The sequence below is a fragment of the Nannocystis pusilla genome (assembly GCF_020073745.1).
GTDB classification, from domain to species: Bacteria; Myxococcota_A; Polyangia; order Nannocystales; family Nannocystaceae; genus Nannocystis; species Nannocystis radixulma.
The window spans coordinates 168,471-188,352 of the sequence record NZ_JAIRAU010000039.1 but is presented as its reverse complement, the minus strand read 5'-3'; the positions used below and the strand labels follow the sequence as shown (position 1 = coordinate 188,352).

Annotated in this window: 14 protein-coding genes; 13 read left to right on the top strand and 1 reads right to left on the bottom strand. The window is 72.1% G+C overall.

Annotation, left to right across the window (positions count from 1 at the left end; genetic code table 11):
- Positions 1-2: 2 nt before the first annotated feature.
- The 5 genes from K7C98_RS28465 (at position 3) to K7C98_RS28445 (ending at position 8,426) form a co-directional block, all read left to right on the top strand.
- Positions 3-1,322, top strand: coding sequence for a lysophospholipid acyltransferase family protein (locus K7C98_RS28465; RefSeq protein ID WP_224194934.1), 1,320 nt, complete (start codon positions 3-5; stop codon positions 1,320-1,322).
- A 125-nt stretch (positions 1,323-1,447) separates the two neighbouring features.
- Positions 1,448-4,186, top strand: coding sequence for a DNA mismatch repair protein MutS (gene mutS, locus K7C98_RS28460; RefSeq protein WP_224194933.1), 2,739 nt, complete (start codon positions 1,448-1,450; stop codon positions 4,184-4,186).
- Positions 4,187-4,325: 139 nt separating this feature from the next.
- Positions 4,326-5,297: an endonuclease/exonuclease/phosphatase family protein gene (locus K7C98_RS28455; RefSeq protein WP_224194932.1), complete on the top strand. Its 972-nt coding sequence runs from the start codon at positions 4,326-4,328 to the stop codon at positions 5,295-5,297.
- Between the two features lie 125 nt (positions 5,298-5,422).
- Entirely contained in the window at positions 5,423-7,090 is a 1,668-nt protein-coding gene (locus K7C98_RS28450; RefSeq protein ID WP_224194931.1) for a leucine-rich repeat domain-containing protein, read from the top strand.
- Between the two features lie 340 nt (positions 7,091-7,430).
- On the top strand, positions 7,431-8,426 hold the full coding sequence (locus K7C98_RS28445) for a tyrosine recombinase XerC (RefSeq protein ID WP_224194930.1): 996 nt from the start codon (positions 7,431-7,433) through the stop codon (positions 8,424-8,426).
- Positions 8,427-8,623: 197 nt separating this feature from the next.
- Here K7C98_RS28445 and K7C98_RS28440 read toward each other — a convergent pair whose 3' ends face one another.
- The gene (locus K7C98_RS28440) at positions 8,624-9,736 is read right to left on the bottom strand and encodes a M23 family metallopeptidase (RefSeq protein WP_224194929.1); all 1,113 of its coding nucleotides are present in this window, start codon (positions 9,734-9,736) and stop codon (positions 8,624-8,626) included.
- A 266-nt stretch (positions 9,737-10,002) separates the two neighbouring features.
- On the opposite strand from K7C98_RS28440, the gene K7C98_RS28435 reads away from it, so the two are divergent.
- The 8 genes from K7C98_RS28435 (at position 10,003) to K7C98_RS28400 (ending at position 19,878) form a co-directional block, all read left to right on the top strand.
- Entirely contained in the window at positions 10,003-10,518 is a 516-nt protein-coding gene (locus tag K7C98_RS28435; RefSeq protein ID WP_224194928.1) for a J domain-containing protein, read from the top strand.
- Positions 10,519-10,591: 73 nt separating this feature from the next.
- Positions 10,592-12,433, top strand: coding sequence for a molecular chaperone DnaK (gene dnaK / locus K7C98_RS28430; protein ID WP_224194927.1), 1,842 nt, complete (start codon positions 10,592-10,594; stop codon positions 12,431-12,433).
- A 547-nt stretch (positions 12,434-12,980) separates the two neighbouring features.
- Positions 12,981-13,787 (top strand): dihydroorotate dehydrogenase electron transfer subunit, encoded by an 807-nt coding sequence (locus tag K7C98_RS28425; RefSeq protein ID WP_224194926.1) that lies wholly within the window; start codon positions 12,981-12,983, stop codon positions 13,785-13,787.
- The gene (locus K7C98_RS28420) at positions 13,784-14,755 is read left to right on the top strand and encodes a dihydroorotate dehydrogenase (protein WP_224194925.1); all 972 of its coding nucleotides are present in this window, start codon (positions 13,784-13,786) and stop codon (positions 14,753-14,755) included. The genes K7C98_RS28425 and K7C98_RS28420 overlap by 4 nt, the downstream gene beginning before the upstream one ends.
- 210 nt (positions 14,756-14,965) lie before the next feature.
- Complete coding sequence (asd, locus tag K7C98_RS28415) at positions 14,966-15,847, top strand: archaetidylserine decarboxylase (RefSeq protein ID WP_224194924.1); 882 nt, start codon at positions 14,966-14,968, stop codon at positions 15,845-15,847.
- The gene (locus K7C98_RS28410) at positions 15,844-17,550 is read left to right on the top strand and encodes a methyltransferase domain-containing protein (protein ID WP_224194923.1); all 1,707 of its coding nucleotides are present in this window, start codon (positions 15,844-15,846) and stop codon (positions 17,548-17,550) included. The genes asd and K7C98_RS28410 overlap by 4 nt, the downstream gene beginning before the upstream one ends.
- A gap of 535 nt (positions 17,551-18,085) precedes the next feature.
- Positions 18,086-19,438 (top strand): sigma-70 family RNA polymerase sigma factor, encoded by a 1,353-nt coding sequence (locus K7C98_RS28405; protein ID WP_224194922.1) that lies wholly within the window; start codon positions 18,086-18,088, stop codon positions 19,436-19,438.
- A 53-nt stretch (positions 19,439-19,491) separates the two neighbouring features.
- Positions 19,492-19,878: an IPT/TIG domain-containing protein gene (locus tag K7C98_RS28400; RefSeq protein ID WP_224194921.1), complete on the top strand. Its 387-nt coding sequence runs from the start codon at positions 19,492-19,494 to the stop codon at positions 19,876-19,878.
- The last annotated feature ends 4 nt before the right edge of the window (positions 19,879-19,882 follow it).

The window sequence follows — 19,882 nt, the reverse complement described above, 5'->3', positions numbered from 1 at the left end:
AGGTGCTGCGCCGCGTCGTCGAGCAGATCTTCGGGGTCGCGTTACGGATCTTCTTCCGCCGGATCGAGCTCGACGGGCTCACCCGCGTGCCCACCGAGGGTCCGGTGATGTTCGTGCTCAACCACCCCAACGCGCTGATCGACCCGGCCTTCCTGCTGTGCCTGTCGCCGCGGCCGGTGTCGTTCCTCGCCAAGGCCCCGCTGTTCAAGACACCTGTCCTCGGGGCCATCGTCCGCGCGTTCGACTCGATCCCGATCTACCGCCGCCAGGACGAGGGCGGCCCGCGCGTCGACAACCACGAGACCTTCCGCCACGCCCGCGAGCTGCTGCTGCGCGGCCAGGCGGTCGCCATCTTCCCCGAGGGCACCTCGCACTCGGACCCCAACCTCAAGCCGATGAAGACCGGCGCGGCCCGCATTGCCCTCGGGACAGGTCTCGAAGACCTCACGATCATCCCGGCCGGCCTCTTCTACACCGCCAAGGCGCGGTTCCGCAGCGACGCGCTGGTCTACTTCGGCGCCCCGCTGAGCGTCCCGTACGCTCCGCTCGACGCCCGCGGCGAGCCGCCGCCCGGCGCGGTCGCGGCGCTCACGCGCGACATCGACGTGGCCCTGCGCGCCGTCACCTTGCACGGCGACGACCACGAGATCCTCGCGCTCGTCGAGCGCACCTCCGAGATCTTCGAGGCCGCCAGCGAGGAGGCGTGGAGCGTGTCCGAGGCGTTCGAGCTGCGCCAGCGCCTGCTGCACGGCCACGCCCGCCTGCGCCTCCGCGACCCCGCGCGCCTCGACGCCCTGGTCGCCCGCGTGCGCCGCTACGAGCGCGACCTCGAGGAGCTCGGCCTCGGCCCCAACCACCTCGCGCCGCACAACATCACCTTCTCCGCCAGCCTCCGCTACGCCCTCCGCAGCGTGTTCGCCCTCGGCGTCGTGCTCCCGCTCGCGCTCGTCGGCACCGCGCTGCACTACCTCAGCTATCGCGCCAGCGGCATGGTCGCCGCGCGCGTCGCCGGCGAGTACGAGGACATGGTCGCCACCGCCAAGCTGCTGGCGGCGATGACCTTCTTCCCGCTCACGTGGCTGCTCGTCGGCCTCGGCGCCGGCTACGCCTGGGGCCTGCACGCCGGCCTCGTCGCCGGGCTGCTGTTCGCGCCGACCTCCGGCTTCGCCGCGCTGCACTTCTGGGAGCGCTTCGCCACCGTGAGGTCCGCCGCGCACGGCCTCGCCATGTTCTTCCTGCGCCGCAATTTGCTCGCGCACCTGAGCAGCGAGCGCCAGGCGATCCGCCGCGAAATCCTCGCGCTCGCCCAGATCGCCGCGTGAGCGCGTGGCCGCGGGCCGGCCTGCCTGAATTGTCAGCGGGCTTACACAAAGATCCGTAACGCCGTGTCGAAATGCGCCGCGCCCGCTGTGCCGCGCGCATCCGCGCTGAGCTATAAGGGCCGGCTGTGAGCGCTCCGCACCACTCGGCCGACACGCCGGTCATGCGCCAGTTCCTGGAGATCAAGCGTCAGTTCCCCGACGCGATCTTGATGTTCCGGATGGGCGACTTCTACGAGATGTTCTTCGACGACGCGGTCACCGTCGGGCCCGTCCTGGAGATCGCCGTCACCTCGCGCGACAAGGGCGAGGTCGAGAACCCGGTGCCGATGGCGGGCGTGCCGTACCACGCGATCGGCGGCTACCTGCGCACCCTGGTCGAGCGCGGCTTCAAGGTCGCGATCTGCGAGCAGATGGAGACCCCCGAGCAGGCGCGCCAGCGCAAGGGTCCCAACAAGATCGTCCGCCGCGAGGTCGTCCGCGTCGTCACCCCCGGCGTGCTCGTCGACGAGGAGCACCTGCGCGGCGAGGAGCCCAACTACCTCGTCGCGCTGGTCCACGACGCCGGCGGCACCTACGGCCTCGGCGTCCTCGACGTCTCCTGCGGCGAGTTCTTCGTGGTCCTGTGCGAGGGCGCCGGCGCGGTGCGGGCCGAGCTGTCGCGCCTGGTCCCGCGCGAGATCGTGTGCGAGCCCGGGCTGCACCCGTGGCTCGGGCTCGAGCTCGGCCCGCTGTGCCCGCGCCTCGAGGCCCGCGATCCCGCCGCCGTCGGCGCCGCGCAGCTGGCCCGCGTCCGCAAGCTGCGCGAGGAGAGCGGCGGCGAGGCGTTGGTCCCGGTCGAGGAGCGGGCCGCCGCGCTCGCGCTCGCCTACGCCGAGGACACCCAGCCCGGCCAGACCTTGCTGCTGCACCGCCTGCGGCGCCAGGCCTTCGAGGCCCACCTCGTGCTCGACGACGCCTCGCTGCGCAACCTCGAGGTGTTCCGCACGCTCCGCGACGGCCAGCGCAAGGGCAGCCTGTTGTGGGCCGTCGACGCCACCCGCACCGCCATGGGCGCCCGCCTGCTGCGCGCCTGGCTCGGCGCCCCGCTGCGCGCGCTCGGGGCCATCCGCGAGCGCCACGACGCCATCGAGGCCCTGCTGGCCGAGCCGCGCGTGCGCGGCGACCTGCAGGACCGCCTGCGGGACGTCCGCGACATCGCCCGCCTGGCCGCGCGCGCCCGCCTCGGCACCGTCAGCCCGCGCGAGCTCGCGGCGCTGCGCCAGTCGCTCGGCGCGCTGCCCGGGGTCGCCGCGCTGCTGCACGAGCTGGCTCGCCGGCGCGCCCCGCTGCTCACCGAGGGACAGGTCCCCGGAGACATGCCCTCTGAAACAGGTTCCAAGGGGCATGTCCCGAGCGGCAGCCTGCCGGTCCTGCTCGACCTCGGCGAGGATCTCCTGCAAGACGTCCACGCCGCGCTGGTCCGCCTGCTGGTCGACGACCCGCCGGCGCACACCCGCGACGGCGGCATGATCCGCCCCGGCGCCGACCCCGAGCTCGACCGCCAGCTCGGCCTGCGCGACGGCGGGCGCGAGGCGCTGGCGGCCATCGAGGCCCGCGAGCGCGAGCGCACCGGCATCGCCAACCTCCGCGTCCAGCACAACCGCGTGTTCGGCTACTTCATCGAGGTCCTCAAGACCCACCTCGCGCGCGTCCCGGCCGACTACATCCGCAAGCAGACCACCGCCAACGCCGAGCGCTTCGTCACCGCCGAGCTGGCCGAGCACGAGACCGCGGTGCTCGGCGCCGTCGCGGCCGCGCTCGAGCGCGAGCAGGCGCTGTTCACCACGCTGCGCGAGCAGGTCTCGGGCGCCGGCGACCGCCTGCTGGCCGTCGCCGAGGCGCTGGCCCGCCTCGACGTGCTGGCCGGCCTGGCCGAGATCGCCGAGGACCACGCGTATGTCCGTCCGGACATGGTCGAAGAGCCAGTCCTCGACATCGAGGAGGGCCGCCACCCGGTCGTCGAGCGCATGCTCGACGCCGGCCGCTTCGTGCCCAACAGCCTCAACCTGCGCGCCTCCGCCGGGGCGAGCAACGGGGCAGGGCGGCTGGTCCTGCTCACCGGCCCGAACATGGGCGGCAAGAGCACGGCGATGCGCATGGCCGCCCTCGTGGCGATCCTCGCCCACGCCGGCGCCTTCGTGCCGGCCGTGCGCGCCCGCGTCGGCGTCGTCGACCGCGTGTTCACCCGCGTCGGCGCCGCCGACGACCTCGGCCGCGGCGAGAGCACCTTCATGGTCGAGATGCGCGAGGCTGCTCAGATCTTGAGCCAGGCCACCCCGCGCAGCCTCGTCCTGCTCGACGAGATCGGCCGCGGCACCGCCACCTACGACGGCCTCGCGCTGGCGTGGGCGATCACCGAGTTCCTCCACGACCAGATCGGCTGTCGGGCCCTGTTCGCCACCCACTACCACGAGCTCACGCAGCTGCAGGCGCGCCTCGTCGGCCTGCGCAACGCCCACGTCACCGTCCACGAAGAGCGCGGCTCGATCGTCTTCCTCCACCGCGTCGAGGCCGGCCCGGCCGAGCGCAGCTACGGCATCCAGGTCGGCCGCCTCGCCGGCTTGCCGGCCTCGGTGCTGCGTCGCGCGCAGAAGCTCCTGACCCGCCTGGAGCAGGCCCAGGGCGAGAGCCGCCCGCTGCCGCAGCTCGATCTGTTCGCCGCCCCGACCCCGCCGCCGCAGGCCGTCGACGCCGCGCCGCCGGCCCTGGCGGCCATCCTCGCCGACCTGCGGGCCCTGCACCCCGACGAGCTGAGCCCGCGCCACGCCCACGAGGCCCTGCGCCGGCTCCACGAGCGGCTCGTCGCCGTCGAGGGTGGTGCCTGAGGCCATGCGCGTCGTACGAGCCCCGCTTGTGCCAAGGAAGGCGCGAGGTGTCCCGGTCGTGCAACCAGTTCGTGATCGCAACGACACTCCCGCATTCGCGGACTCAACGCGCGCGCCCGTCCGCGGCAAGCTCGCCTGTATGCCCCTCGTGCGCCTCCGCCTGAGCGTCCTCGCCCTGGCGGCGACCTCGCTCGCCTGTCCCTCGCTCGTCCCGGACGACATGAGCACGGGCTCGGGCGACGACACCTCGACCTCGTCGCCCGCGCCGCCGGACCTCCCGCCACCTGGCCCCGAGGACATCGTCGTCGCCACCTTCAACGTCCACCTGTTCTTCGACATGGTGTGCGACAGCGGCCAGTGCGGCGGCGGGGCCTTCGAAGAGGTGTACTCGACGGCCGAGTTCAACTACCGCGCCGACCAGATCGCCGCCGCCATCGACGACCTGCAGGCCGACGTCGTGCTGCTGCAGGAGGTCGAGAGCCAGGACTGCCTCGACGCGCTGGTCGAACGCCTGCCACAGTTCACCACCGCCTACCTCGGCGAGACCGGCTTCACCGCCTCGATCGACACCGCGCTCCTCTCACGCCTGCCGCTCATCGAGATCCGCAGCCACGGCGCGGCCCCGATCCCGCTGCCCGGCGGCGGCTCCACCCACTTCGCCCGCGACTACCTCGAAGCGCACCTCGACGCCGGCGGCCACCGCCTCATCGCCTTCGTCGCCCACTTCAAGTCGAAGAACGACGACGACCCCGAGCGCCGGCTCGCCGAGGCCCAGGCCGCGCGCGACCTCATCGACCTCGCCGTCGACAACTACCCCGACGCGCTCGTGGTCATGGGCGGCGATCTCAACGACGTGCCCGAGTCGCCGCCGCTGCAGGCGATCGAGGCCGACGGCGGCACCTCGCGCGTGGCCGCGGAGCTCGGCGACGACGACTGGACCTACGTCTACGGCGGCGAGACCCGCGCCCTCGACCACCTCTACCTGTCGACCCGCAGCGGCGGCGGCACCTTCGTCGACGGCACCGCCCGCGTCCTCCGCGACCCCGGCCAGGACGGCTGGGGCGGCTCCGACCACGCCGCCGTGCGCGGCACCTTCCGCGTCGGCGGTTGACTCGACGAGCTCGCGGCGTGATGCCGTGACGGACCGGGGCAGGGGAGCCGTCGGCCGGTCCTCGCGCTCGCGCGAGCTCCGTGGCCGCGCGCGTGCCGGCCTGTGATACCGTTGCCGGCCTCGGCATGCGATCTTGGCCGGTCATCCCGCTGCTCGGCGCGCTCGCGCTGGCGTGCGCCCGCGAGGAGTTCGCCCCGCAGGGGCCGGTCGTGTGCGAGGGCGAGATCGACGTCCCCGATCCCGCGCTGCGGGTCTTGCTGCTCGACATCCTCGGCGACCCCGAGGCGCAGGACGACAGCACCACCGGCGAGCCCGCGCTCACGGCGGCGTCGCTCGCCGCGCTCACCGGGCTGCAGGCCGCCGAGCGCGGCATCGAGAGCCTCGAGGGCCTCGAGTGCGCCGTCAACCTCCGCACCCTCGGCCTCGCGCGCAACAAGATCGCCGACATCCGCCCGCTCATCAACCTCACCGAGCTGCGTGAGGTCGAGCTGTCGGAGAACCCGATCGAGCGCCACGACCCGCTCTCGCGCCTCGTCAACCTCGAGAAGCTCGTGCTCGGCGGCACCGGCGTGAAGTCGATCGCCTTCGTCGCCGGCATGCGGGCGCTGCGGCACCTCGACGTCGCCCGCGGCGAGGTCGTCGACATCGCCGCGCTGCGCAACCTCCTCGGCCTCGAGTCGCTCGTCCTGTCCGACAACAAGATCGCCGACATCGGCCCGCTCGCCGACCTCCGCCAGCTGTTCGCGCTCACCCTCGTCGGCAACGCCATCACCGACATCGGCCCGCTCGCCGCGCTCGAGCAGATCGAGTACCTCGACCTCGACGACAATCAGATCGCCTCGCTCGCGCCGCTGGCCGGCCTCACGCGCCTGCGCCGGCTCGAGGTCAACGCCAACGCCATCACCGACACCACCGGCCTCGCCGGCAAGCCCGACCTCGTCGACCTCGGCCTCGAGAAGAATCAGATCTCCGAGCTCGCCGAGCTCACCGGCCTCACCGGCCTCACCACCCTCGACCTCGACGAGAACGCCCTCAGGAGCCTCGACGGCGTCGAGGTCCTCACCCGGTTGCGCACGCTCTCGGCCCGGATCAACGCCATCTCCGACATCGACGCCGTCGCCGGCCTCGCCGACCTGCGGCGCCTCGACCTGCGCGACAACCCGGGCCTCGTCGACCTCACGCCGGTGTCCGGACTCGCATACCTCGACTACCTCGGCCTCGGCGGGCAGGGCGTCGCGCCCGACCTCGCGCCGCTCGCCGGCTTGCCGCTGCTGCGCCAGCTCGACCTCGTCGACGCCACCACCGCCGAGTACGACGTCCTCGCCACCTTGCCCGCGCTGCGGGTCTTGCGGCTCCTCAACGCCCCGCTCGACGCCGCCGACCTCACCGCCATCGCCGCCGCCACCGCGCTCACCACCCTCGACATCTCCGGCGCCCCCGTGACCGACCTCGGCCCGCTGGCGCCGCTCACGTCGCTGGTCGACTTCTCCGCCAACGGCACCCGGATCACCGCCCTGGGCCCCGTCAAGGACTGGCTCGAGCTCGACTTCCTCCGCGTCGCCCGCACCCCGCTGCAGAGCCTCGCCGGCGTCGAGACGGTGCTCGGCGTCGACCAGATCGACATCAGCGACACCGAGGTCGACGACATCGGCTTGCTGGTCGGCATCAAGGCGTTCCGCACGAACGACCGCCTCGACGCCCGCGGCGCCGCGCTCGACGACGGCGACTGCGACGACATCCTCGAGCTCCGCAACCGCGGCGTCCGAGTCTTCGCCGATCCCGCGTGCGAGTGACGCCTCGCCGCGCGACGCATCGTCGATGCGACGTCGACGCGTCGCCGTTCGTCGCGCACGCAGGTCCGTGACCGGGCGGTTCGCCGATCCGCGTGCGAGTGACGCCGGGCCGTGCGACGCATGTCGATGTCGCGCACGCAGGCCCGCGACCGGGCAGCTCGCCGATCCCGCGTGCGAGTGACGCCTCGCCGCGCGACGCTCGTCGATGCGACCTCGACGCGTCGCCGTTCGTCGCGCATCGCAGGCCCGCGCCGAACGGCTCGCCGATCCCGCGTGCGCGTGACGCCTCGCCGCGCGACGCAAATTTCCCGCCGCGGCCGGCCCGCGCTACACCTCCGGCATGCGCGACGCCGTCGAGCGCTTCCTCGAGCATCTCCGCGACGAGCGGCGGCTGTCGCCGCACACCTTGCGGGCCTATCGCGGCGACCTGCTCGACTTCCTGGCCCGCTTCGAGGCCCGGCGCGGGCGGCCGGCCGAGCTCGCCGATCTCGGCGTGCGCGAGGTCCGGGCCGACCTCGCCGAGCGCTTCGGCGAGCAGGCCGCCAGCACCTCCGCGCGCAAGCTCTCGGCCCTGCGCAGCTTCGCCGAGTTCCTGCGCCGCGGCGGCGAGCTGCCCGACAACGAGGCCGCGCTGGTGCGGCGACCCAAGCTGCCGCAGCGGCTCCCGGTCGCGCTCCCGGTCGAGGACCTCACCGACATGATCGACGGCCCCGGCCACGCCGACGGCCCGCTCGGCCTGCGCGACCGCGCGATCCTCGAGGTCCTCTACGGCGCCGGCCTGCGCGTCGGCGAGTGCGTCGCCCTCGACCTCGACCACCTGCGCTGGGACGGCGACGCCCTGACGATCCGCGTCGTCGGCGGCAAGGGCAACAAGGACCGCGAGGTGCCGCTCGGAGCCCCGGGCGCCGCCGCCCTGCGCGCCTGGCTCGCCGTCCGCGACGGTTTGCTGCCGCCGGCCCAGCGCATGGCGGAAGGGACAGGCTCCAAACGACATGTCCCGAAGGGCGAACGGGCGCTGTTCCTCGGCCGCCGCGGCCGCCGGATCGGCGATCGCAGCGTGCGCGGGCTGGTCTACCGCCGCTGCGAGGCGACCGGCGCGCGCGCCCGCGTCGGCCCGCACGGGCTCCGCCACAGCTTTGCCACCCACCTGCTCGAGGGCGGGTGCGACCTCCGCAGCATCCAGGCCATGCTCGGCCACGCCAGCCTCAGCACCACCCAGCGCTACACCCACCTCGACCTCGGCCGGATCGTCGACGTCTACGAGCGCGCCCACCCGCGCGCCCGCGCCGGCGCGCCCGTCGAGCCCGCGCCCGCGAAGGAGCGGCCGCGCCGATGAACCTGTCCTGCGGGACAGGTTCGCCTCCGGCTCGTCGCGCGAAGGATCCGCGCTCGGCGCCCCGCCGCCTCGCCGCCTGAAGCCCGCGAGGCGAGCTCCGACCTCGGTCGCCGCGCCGGGACAGGTCCGTCCACGACATGTCCGAAACACCATGCCTGCCGAGACATGCCCATTCGGACATGTCCTGAAGGTCTGACTCACATCGCCGCGTCGAGCAGCACCTCGGCGCTGCCGCGCTGCTTGCGTTCGAGGCGGTCGGTGGCGGTGCGGCGCACGCGGTCGTTGCGGACCGGCATCTTGCGCTCGTACCAGGCGCCGTCGATGTACACGTCGACGAACGGGGCCGGCAGCCCGAGCTCGCCCTCGCGGGAGTTCACGTTGGTCGCCACGTGGAAGTGGATGTGCGGGCCGCTGCTGTGGCCCGAGTTGCCGACCTTGCCGAGCTCTTGCCCGAGCTCGACCTTGTCGCCGACCTTCACGCGGACGCTGCCCGGGATCATGTGCCACAGCGACGACGCCTCGCCGAAACCGTGGTCGATGACGACGCCGTTGCCGCCGCCCTTGCCCTCGGCCCCCGGGCCGTTCTCGGCCACGTCGTTGATCGCGCGGATCACCGTGCCGGCCGCCGGGGCCAGCACCGGGTAGCCGTAGCAGTAGGCGTCCTTGTTGCCGCTGGTGCCGAGCGGCCGGCTGCGGCCGCCCTTCATCACCACCATGTCGTAAGCGAAGCGCTGGCCGCGGTGGTTGTGGTGGTAGTTGGTCATCCGCCGCGGTCCGCCGTGCACGACCGTCCACTCGCCGGTGCTCACGAAGTGCAGCCGCGTCACCGTCGAGTAGCGGCGCGCCGGGCCGACGATCTGCTCGAACGCCAGGTGCTCGCGGATCAGCAGGCGGTCGAGCGCGCGGTCGGGCGTGATGGCGAACTGATACAGCACCAGCCGGATCTTGCGGTCGGGCGCGCCGGCCTTGCCGCGGGCGTAGACCACCAGCCCCGAGTACCAGGTCAGGTCGCCCTCCTTGTGCACCTTCTCCTCGAGGATCCCGATCGGCTGGCCGTAGCGGGTGCGCAGGCGTTCACCCGTGGCCGCCAGCTCGGGCGGCCGGATCACCGTCTTGAGGCTGGGAGACATCCACGCGTGCAGCTCCGACACTCGCCCGAGCAACAGCCCGTTGATCAGGCGATCGGCCTCCGGCATCAGCTCCGACGTCGGCTTCAACTTGGCCTGGTCCGGCGGGCGCAGATCTTTGGGCTTGCAGCCGAACCCGGCCAGCAGCGACAGCGCGACGAGGAGGACCCGCAGGGGGTGCATGCGGCGCCATCCTAGCCGGGATCCGGCAGCCCGACAGGGCGCGCGGAGGCGCAGGGGGCATCCCCGAGCCCCCCAGGCGACGCGACCGAGAAGGTACGGCCGGACAGCGGACATACAGGCTCGTCCGGCGGCGCGCACGCAGCGGGCGCACGCGACGAACGGGCTTCTGGTGCCGGATGGCCGGGAATTTCATGCGCGATTTTGTGACGATCTTCACCTCGGCGGGCGCGCGGACGCGAGCATCCGGAGGTACGCTCGTTTTCGCCATGCGTCCCGCCACCGCCGTCGCCCAGCCGCTCCGTGGCCAGTACAGCCTCGCGCTGCACGGTTCCGCCGCGCTGCTGCCCGACGCCGGTGAGCCGGTCGCGCGCTGGCTGGCCGCGTGTCGCTGCGTCGCCGGTCGCTGGAGCGTGAGACTCGAGCTGCGGGGCGGCGGCCCGCGCGTCAGCGACGACCTCGACCTCGCGCGCGACGAGCAAGAGCGACTCCTCGCCTTGTGGGCGCGGCGCGATCAGGTCTGTCACTTCGAGCGCCTCGGCCTCGCGCCCACCGGCGACGGCGCCGCCATCCGTCGCGCCTACCTCGACACCTGTCGCCATCTGCACCCGGATCGTTACTACGGCAAACGCATCGGAACGTTCGCGGCGATCCTCGCCGAGCTCTTCGATCGGGCGCGGGCCTCCGCCGAGTTCCTCGGCGATCCGCGGCGTCGGGCCCGCTATCTGACGCAGTTGAAAGCCGCAGGCGAGGGAAGCGACGAGGTCGACGCCGACGCGCGTTGACCGATGTGTCTCTCCACACGGCTGTTTTTCGCGGCAGCTTGCGCCCCGAGCGTGGTAGGTCTGCGACCTCGTCATGGCCGAGCACGTCGTCGGTATCGACCTGGGGACCACCAACACCTGCGTCGCGATCGTCGAGCAAGGTGTCCCGAAGGTCATCCCCAACAAGGGCGGCTACCGCACCACGCCGTCGATGGTCGCGCTGTCGGAGAGCGGGCGGCGGCTGGTCGGCCACCTCGCCAAGCGGCAGGTGCTGACGAACCCGCAGAACACCATCTACGCGGCCAAGCGCCTGATCGGCCGCAAGTGGAACTCGACCGCCGGCCGCACCGTCGCCCAGACGTGCCCGTACACCATCGCCGAGGGCCCGCACGGCGACATCCGCCTCAAGATCCGCGACCAGGTCTACAGCGTCCCCGAGATCAGCGCCTTCATCCTGCAGGAGATGAAGATGATCGCCGAGGCCCACCTCGGCGTCGCGGTCGAGAAGGCCGTCATCACCGTCCCGGCCTACTTCAACGACAACCAGCGCCAGGCCACCAAGGACGCCGGGCGGATCGCCGGCCTCGAGGTCATCCGCATCATCAACGAGCCGACCGCGGCCGCCCTGGCCTACGGGTTCGGCAAGAACCTCGAGCGCAAGGTCGCGGTGTACGACCTCGGCGGCGGCACCTTCGACGTCTCGATCCTCGCCATCGGCCACGGCGTGTTCGAGGTCATCTCGACCGCCGGCGACACCTTCCTCGGCGGCGAGAACTTCGACCTGCGGATCATGCAGTACCTCATCGAGACCTTCGAGGAGGACACCGGCGTCAACCTCCGCGAGGATCGCATGGCGATGCAGCGGCTCAAGGACGCGGCCGAGAAGGCCCGCTGCGACCTGTCGAGCGCGCGCGAGGTGATCGTCGACCTGCCGTTTTTGCACACCAGCCCGAGCGGCAAGGTGTTCCACCTGCAGGAGCCGCTGACGCAGCAGCAGATCGAGGACCTCACCGAGGACCTGGTCGACCAGACGATCAAGATCTGCGAGCGCACGCTCGCCAGCGCCGGCGTCGATCGCAAGCAGCTCGACGACGTCGTGCTGGTCGGCGGCATGACCCGCATGCCGCTGGTGCAGCGCCGCGTCGCCGAGTTCTTCGCCATCGAGCCGTGCAAGGGCGTCAACCCCGACGAGGTCGTGGCCCTCGGCGCCGCCATCCAGGCCGCCGCGCTGGTCGACGAGCAGCACGACCTGCTGCTGCTCGACGTCACCCCGCACAGCCTCGGGATCATGATCGTCGGCGGCTACTTCCACCGCCTCATCGAGCAGAACACCACCATCCCGACCCGCGCCGGCCACGTCTTCACCACCGTGCGCGACAACCAGACGTCGGTGAAGATCCTGGTGCTGCAGGGCGAGAGCGAGAAGGCGGCCGAGAACGAGCTGCTCGGCGAGTTCATCCTCAGCGGCCTGCGCAAGGCCCCGCGCGGCCAGGTCGAGGTCGAGGTGACGTTCTCGATCTCCGTCGACGGCATCGTCAGCGTCGCCGCCAAGGACCTCGAGACCGGCCGCGAGCAGTGCATCACCGTCACCGCCACCAGCGGCCTCACCGAGGACGAGCTCAAGGAGCTGGTCAAGCAGTCGCAGGCCTACATGATCGAGCTGCGCGCCTCGGAGGAGCTCGAGCGGCGCCGCCAGCAGTGCGAGAAGCTGATCGACAGCATCCGCGAGCTGCTGCCCCAGGTGCAGGAGGCGATGTCGGGCACCCGCTTCGGCCGCGACGCGATCGCCAAGGCCGAGGCGGTCGTCCGCCGCGCCGAGGGCGAGCTCGCCCGCGCCGACGCCCGCGCGCTCGGCGACACGCTCGAGAGCCTCGACCGCACCGTCAGCATGTTCCGCAACGTCGCCCACAAGCGCTCCGAAGCGGCCCAGCGCTGAGCTGCCGGGTCAGCAAGGACATGTTCGAACGGGCATGTCCGAAGGGGTATGCTCAAAAGAGTATGTCCGATCGAGCATGTTCGCTCGCACATGTTCGAAGGTGTCGAGGCTCGTTCGCTGGCCCTTCCGGCGCGGTGTGTTGCGGGGGAGCGAGGCCGGCGGTGCGACGAGGACCTCTCGTGACGATCGCTGCCCGGCGTGTCGGCGGAGCTTCGTCGGCGTCGTCGGAGGCGAGGGGAGAGGCGAGGGGGACGAAGAGGAGCTCGCGGAGGCCTATGCGTCTGCCTGGCGCGTCGGGGCTGCGCATTCACCCTTCGAGTACGGCCTCGGCACCCCGAGCAGGCGAACGGTGCGCCGTGACGCCGCACGGATCGGCGAGCGCGAGGCGGATCGCCCGCGGCGCCGGCCTTGCGGGCGCGCGTGACCGAACCCGCGCCTCGCTCGTTCCCCGCGCGTGGGCGACGAGCGTGGCGGGCGAGCGGCCCCGCGCGCAAGGTCACGCCCCGCGCGCTTGTCTGGCGCGTCCGGCTGGCCTATTTCGCCCGCGATGACCGCTGCACAGTTCGAGGTGCGCGTCGAGGCGAACCGTCGCCTCTCGGGCGGCTACTTCCTGCTCGAGCTCGCGGCGGCGGAGGCGACGCCGGTCGCCGCCGCGGTCCCGGGCCAGTTCGTGATGCTGCGCGGCGAGTGGGGCAGGGAGCTGCTCAACCCGCGCGCCTTCTCGATCCTCGACGCGCCGGACGACCGGCGCTTCTCGATCCTCGCCAAGGCCTACGGCGAGGGCACGCGGCGGCTCAAGCTGGTCGAGCCCGGCGACCGCCTGGTCACCACCGGTCCGCTGGGCGTCGCGTTCCCGCGGCCGGCCCCCGGCGTGCGCGACCTGCTGGTCGCCGGCGGCGTCGGCCTGCCGCCGCTCCACTTCTACGCACGCATGGCCCATCGAGCAGGTCTCTCGGGACATGTCGAAATGTACTACGGCGGCCGCAACCGCGACGACCTGGTGCTGCTCGACGACCTCGAGGCGTGGAACGTCGCCGCCCACTTCGCCACCGAGGACGGCAGCGCCGGCGTCCGCGGCTACGTCACCGCCGCGCTGGCGCCGCGGCTCGACCTCGCCGCGCGCGAGGGCCAGGCGGTGCGCGTGCTCGCGTGCGGGCCGACGCCGATGCTGGCCGCCGTGCGTCGCCTGGTGCTGGAGCGCGGCGTGCAGGCCCACCTCTGCCTCGAGGAGAACATGGCCTGCGGCTTCGGCGTGTGCCTCGGCTGCGCCGTGCCGGTCTACGGCGCCAAACCCTACCGCTACTGCTGCACCGACGGCCCGGTGTTCGACGCCCGCGAGGTGCGCTGGCCATGACCGAAGGCATCGACATCACCACTTCGTGCGGCCCGATCGCGCTGCGGAGCCCGATCCTCGCCGCCTCCGGCTGCTTCGCCTACGGCCAGCAGTTCGCCGCCTTCACCGACCTGCGCGCGCTCGGCGGGATCTCGACCAAGGGCATCTCGCCGCTGCCGCGCCACGGCAACCCGCTGCCGCGGATCTGCGAGACCACCGGCGGCATGCTCAACTCGATCGGCCTCGAGAACGTCGGCGTCGAGGCGTTCCTGCGCGACAAGCTGCCGTTCTTGCGCGACCTCGGCGTGTCGGTGTGGGTCAACTTCTTCGGCGTCGACTTCGAGACCTACGTCGACTGCGCGCGCTCGCTGGGCGCGGGGCAGGGGATCGACGCGCTCGAGATGAACATCTCGTGTCCCAACATCAAGAAGGGCGGGATCGAGTTCGGCACCGTCCCCGAGGTCGCGCACCGGCTCACGCGCGCCTGCGTCGAGGTCTCGCGCGTGCCGATCATCGTCAAGCTGAGCCCGAACGTCAGCGACATCGTCGCCATGGCCGACGCGGTGCAGAAGGCCGGCGCCGCCGGCGTGTCGCTGATCAACACGATCACCGGCATGGCGATCGACGTGCGCACGCGGCGGCCGAAGATCGCCACCCGCTACGGCGGACTGTCCGGTCCGGCGATCAAGCCGATCGCCCTGCGCATGGTCCATCAGGTCGCGCGTGCGTTGCCGGACCTCCCGATCTGCGGCATGGGCGGGATCCTCAGCGGCGAGGACGCGCTCGAGTTCTTGATGGCCGGTGCCCACTGCGTGCAGGTCGGCACCGCCAACTTCGCCGAGCCCGGCGCGTGCGTGCGCATCACCGAGGAGCTGCGAGGGCTGCTGCGTGCGCTCAAGATCCCGTCGGTGCGCGCCGCCATCGGCAGCCTCGAGGCCCACGCCGCCGAGCCCGAGCACCTGCCCCAATCACCCTGGTCTTTCGGCTAGGCGGCAGGGTCCGCTGACGCGATCGCCGCCGATGCGGCGCAGTGCGCGAGCGCCGGTGCATGTAGGTGACGCGCTATTATTCGGTGCCGAGCGGTGTCTTGGCGGCCGTACGCATGCGTGTCCGCGAGGGGGCGCGTCCACGCGCGAGGGTCGGGGACCTCGCCGCCGCTTGCGACCAATTGCCGGCCTCGGATAGGCTGGCGGTCGCTGATGTCGGATCGTGAAATTCCCTGGCGGGCTCGCCTCGCGGCCGCAGTCCTCGACGTTTCACCCGACTGGGGCGCCAGCGCTGCGAGCAAGGCCCTCGGCGCGGCCGCCCGCGCGCGCCTTCCCCGGCCGCTGAGCCGCGCGTTCGTCTCCGCCTACGTCCGCTACTTCGGCGTCGATCTGGAGGATGTCGACCCGCGCGCGATGGAGGACGGCTACGACAGCTTCAACGCGTTCTTCACCCGGCGCCTGCGGCCCGGCGCGCGCCCTGTCGATTCGCGCGGGGACGTGCTCAGCGCCCCGTGCGACGGCCTCCTGCGCGGGATGGCGGCGATCGAGCGCGACACCGCGGTGGTCGCCAAGGGCCACGCCTACACGCTCGGCGAGCTGCTCGCCGACGACGCGCTCGCCGACTCGTTCCTCGGCGGCCTGGCGACGACGATCTATCTCCATCCGCGCGACTACCACCGCGTGCACACGCCGTGTGACGGCACCGCCCTGCGGGTGGTCGCGGTGCCCGGGCGCTTGCTCCCGGTCACCGCCGCCGCGCTCGAGCGGGCGCCGCGGCTGTTCGCCCTCAACGAGCGCCTGATCCACGTCCTCGACACGCCTTTCGGCACGATCGCCGTCGTCATGATCGCCGCCTTCGGGGTCGGCCACATGAGCTGCGCCTACCGTCACATCGAGACCCATCCGCGCGAGATCCAGCGCATCGACTGCGAGCCCCCGGCGCGCCTGCGCAAGGGCGACGAGCTCGGCGTGTTTCATCTCGGCAGCACGGTCGTCGTGCTCACCCAGGCCGGCGTCCGTCCGCTCGCGCCCACCGACGAGCCGACCGCCGTGCGCATGGGCCAGCCCCTTCTGCAGCGAGGCGACTTCGCATGACCTGGCAGGTATCTCCCGAGGAGTGGCTGCTCGACTTCACCGTCATCCCGCGCGGCCTCGCGCGCGGCGTCGACTCGCTCGACGTCATCGACGATCGCCTCCGCACCATGCTCGCGCCGCCGGCTCCTCCGGCCGGGATCATCATCCCGACGATCACGGCCGCGCGTCTGTCGAAGGCCGCCACGGGGCCGGTCGCCAGGGCCACGGCGAAGCAGCCCACCGGCCCCAAACCCGCGGCTGCGCCGCTCTCGGAGTCTGCAGCGAGCGGTGAGCTCACCGTCGAGCTGCGGCCGATCGGACCCCCCGCGCCGAGCCCTGCGCCGCCGGCCGAGACGGGCGCCGGCATGGTCATCCCGTCGCTCACGCGACCCGGCATGCTCGTCGACGACGACGACGACGTGCTCGCGCTCGAGCGCCTGAACCCCGTCGGCATGGAGCCGCGCGTGCGCGACGACGACGCCGACGACGTGATGTCGGCCGTCGCCGCCTCCGCGTCGCTGCTGCCCGTCTCCGAGCCGGACGAGGAGACCGAGGCCGAGCCCGACGTCGAGGAGGAAGAGGAGGAGGAGATCCAGGCCGAGCCGTCCGAGGCCGAGACGCCCGAGGACGACGAGATCGAGGACGTCGAGGAAGAAGAGGAAGAAGAGGAGGAGGTCGTCGTCGCGGCTCGTCCCGCGCCGGTGCCCGAAAAGCCGGCGGTGCCGCGGCCGCGCCAGCCGACCGGGCCGGTGCCGGTCGCCGAGAAGGCGGGCCCGCCGCGGCCTCCCGCGCCCACGCCTGCCGCGCCCGAAAAGGCCGGGCCGCCGCGGCCGCCGCCGACCCCCGAGAAGGCCGGTCCACCCCGGCCGCCACCGACGGCTGCCGAGAAGCCCGCCGCGCCGCCGCGTCCCCCGCCGGAGAAGGCGCCGGCCCCGAAGGCGCCCGCGCCGCGCAGCGACGGTCGCAAGCGCCGTCCCTGGCACGAGGAGGTGTTCGGCGACCACTACGCCGCGATCCTCCCCGCCGACGCCGACGCGAGCGCCGAGATCGACGCCTCGTTCATCTACAAGTCGCTCGACCTGACGAGCGGGCAGACGCTGCTGGACGTCGGCTGCGGCGACGGCCGCCACGCGCACGCATTCGCGGCGCTGGGGCTCGACGTCACGGGGCTCGACAACTCGATGCCGCAGCTGCTGCGAGCGGCGCGGCGCAACGAGGCCAGCAAGTTCAGCTTCGACATCCTGCACGGCGACATGCGCACGCTGCCACGCGACCGCGCCTACGACGTCGTCACCTGCCTCGGCAGCAGCTTCGGCTACTTCGACAGCGACGAGCAGAACCGACAGTGCCTGCAGGACATGGTCGAACTGCTCAAGCCCGGCGGCAAGCTCGCGCTGCAGGTGTTCAACCGTGACTACCTCATGGGCGTCTTGCCGTGCCGCTCGTGGTGGCAGGGTCGAGGCTGCCTGGTGCTCGACGTGGCCGACATGCAGTTCTCAGCCGGTCGCGTCCGGATCCACCGGACCGTGGTGTTCGAGGACGGCCGCCAGTTCGAGCACCACATCTCGATCCGCGCCTACTCCGCGCATACCCTGGCGAAGATGCTCGCCACGATGGGCGCGCGAGTGATCGAGCTGTCAGGCAGTCGCGACACTCGCGGCCGCTTCTATGGCGGGGCGTCGCCCGAGATCTGGATCTTCGCCCAGCGCAGCGGCGACGTCTGACCTGCGTCCGATCGTCGCGTAGCGGCGTCGTGCCCGCGCGACAACGATGTCAGAGGGAATGACAGCGGTGTCTCGCGGGTTTCGAACCTCGTGACCCGTTGTCACGCTGGCGGAGGAAGATCACGCGCGCCGAGACCGCGATGCCCTGGACGAGGCAGTCGCGCGTACCCAGTTTGGGTCAGGTCCGCGGAACAAGCCTCTTTCGCCCCGTCAAGCCTCTCACACGCGGCTCCATGTGAGACAAGGCGTCCAGGACACACCCACATCTGCGCAGTTCTACCGACGCAGAGGGTGATGAAACTTCCACCTCGGACTTGCGTAGGACCTCGAAGCCAAAGGCGCCAAAGCGGTGCCTAACGGGGGTCCGAATGTGATCCCGGCCCGGCCTGCCCGACACTACCTGCGCAGGCCCCCAGAATGCGAAGCGGCTTCTGCCGGCCGCGATTCCCGCGATTTCCGCCTCCCGCGATGTCGCAAGTCCCCGCCCTTAGCTTGGCCCGAATCTTGATAGCACCCCAACCAAACGAGGTCGATCATGGCACGCCGCAAAGTCACCCGTGGAGCCCCCCCCAAGCTCGCTCGCGCCCGCCCGCGCACCTCGCTGGCCGCGGCCAATCCCCGCTCGGTGACCCCTGCCGTGACCCCGGCCCGTCCGCGCACCGAGCGTGAAGGCGGCGAGGTGGCCGCGAACGACGAGTCGCCGAACTTCCTCGGCGTGTACTTCCGCGAGATGGCCGGGCTCGGCGTCATGAGCCCCGAGGAAGAGCTCACCATCGCCACGCGGATCGCCGACCTCCGCCGCGCCTACTGGGCCGCCATGCTCGCCTATCCGCCGTTCGTCGAGCCGATCGTCGGCCTCATCGAGGCCCGCATCTCGAGCGAGGATGTCCCACGCAGCGAGCTCGACGCCCTGCGGGCCAGCGCCCGTAATCTCCGCGACCGCGAGACCCGAGCTACGCGCACCGCCTTCGAGGCCGCTTGCCACACGCTCGTCGAGCGCGCCTCCGAGGTCGACCTCGACGGCGTGGTCTCCGACCTCGTGTACGCCGATCTCGAGGCGCTCGAGGCCGGTCGCCGCGACGGCCTCAACATGCAGGTCAACCCGCCGCGCCACGGCAGCAAGCCGTTCGAGCAGTACGTGCAGCGCGTCAAGCAAGCCGGGCAGCTGCTGCGCGACGCCAAGAACGCGTTCGTCAAGGCCAACCTCCGGCTCGTCGTGTCGATCGCCCGCCGCTTCAACCACGGCCGCATGCCGCTCCAGGACCTGATCCAGGAGGGCAACATCGGTCTGATGAAGGCCGTCGATCGCTTCGATCACCGCAAGGGCTTCCGCTTCTCGACCTACGGCTCGTGGTGGATCCGTCACGCGATCAGCCGCGCCATCGCCGACAAGGGCCGCGAGGTCCGCTTGCCGGTGCACATGATCGACGCGCACCACAAGCTGTCGCGCGCCCGCCGTGAGTTCGAGATCCTGCACGGGCGCGAGCCGCAGCTCGACGAGCTGGCCAAGCACACCGGCCTCGCCTCGGAGAAGATCGAGCGCATGGGCACCGTGATCTTCGATCAGGCGATCAGCCTCGATCGTCCGGTATCCGACGAGGACGGCCGCCGCGTGGTCGACTTCCTCGAGGACGACGAGGCCGCGGCGCCGGGCGAGAACCTCGAGGCCGAGGCGCTCAGCGAGCAGGTCCGTGAGGTCATCACCCAGCTGCGCCCGATCGAGGCCGACATCCTGCGCAAGCGCTTCGGCCTCGACGACTCCGGCGACGAACTCACGCTCAAGGAGATCGGCGAGCAGTACTCGCTGTCGCGCGAGCGGATCCGGCAGCTCCAGGAGCAGGCGCTCGGCAAGATCCGCCGCGAGCTCAAGCGCCGCGAAGTCGTGTGATCGAGACGAGCCCTCGCGGCTCGCGCCGGCGCCCGTGGTGGTATCTTCCCGCCATGGGCGCCGGTCTTCGCTTTCTCGTCCTCGCGTGCGTCGTCGCGGCGTGCGGCGGCCCGACCGAGCTGCGCGTCGAACCAGCCGAGGGCGACGGCGACGGCGGCCAGGTGGTCCGCGTGGTCGGCTCCGATTTCCTCGGGCACGGACCCGCGGTCGTCTACTTCGGGATGCGCTCGGCCCGGGCGGTGGTCCTCGAGGACGCGCATCACATCTCGGTGAAGACGCCCGAGGCCGAGGAGTTCGCCGCCGTCGACGTGCGCATCGACTTCGCCGACGGCACCTCGCACACGCTGCCGCAGGCGTTCACGTACAAGCAGGTCGCGGGCAAGCCGCTGCGCCCGGTGCTGTTCAAGCCGGGCGCGCTGCCCGTGCCCACCGCGCAATAGACTG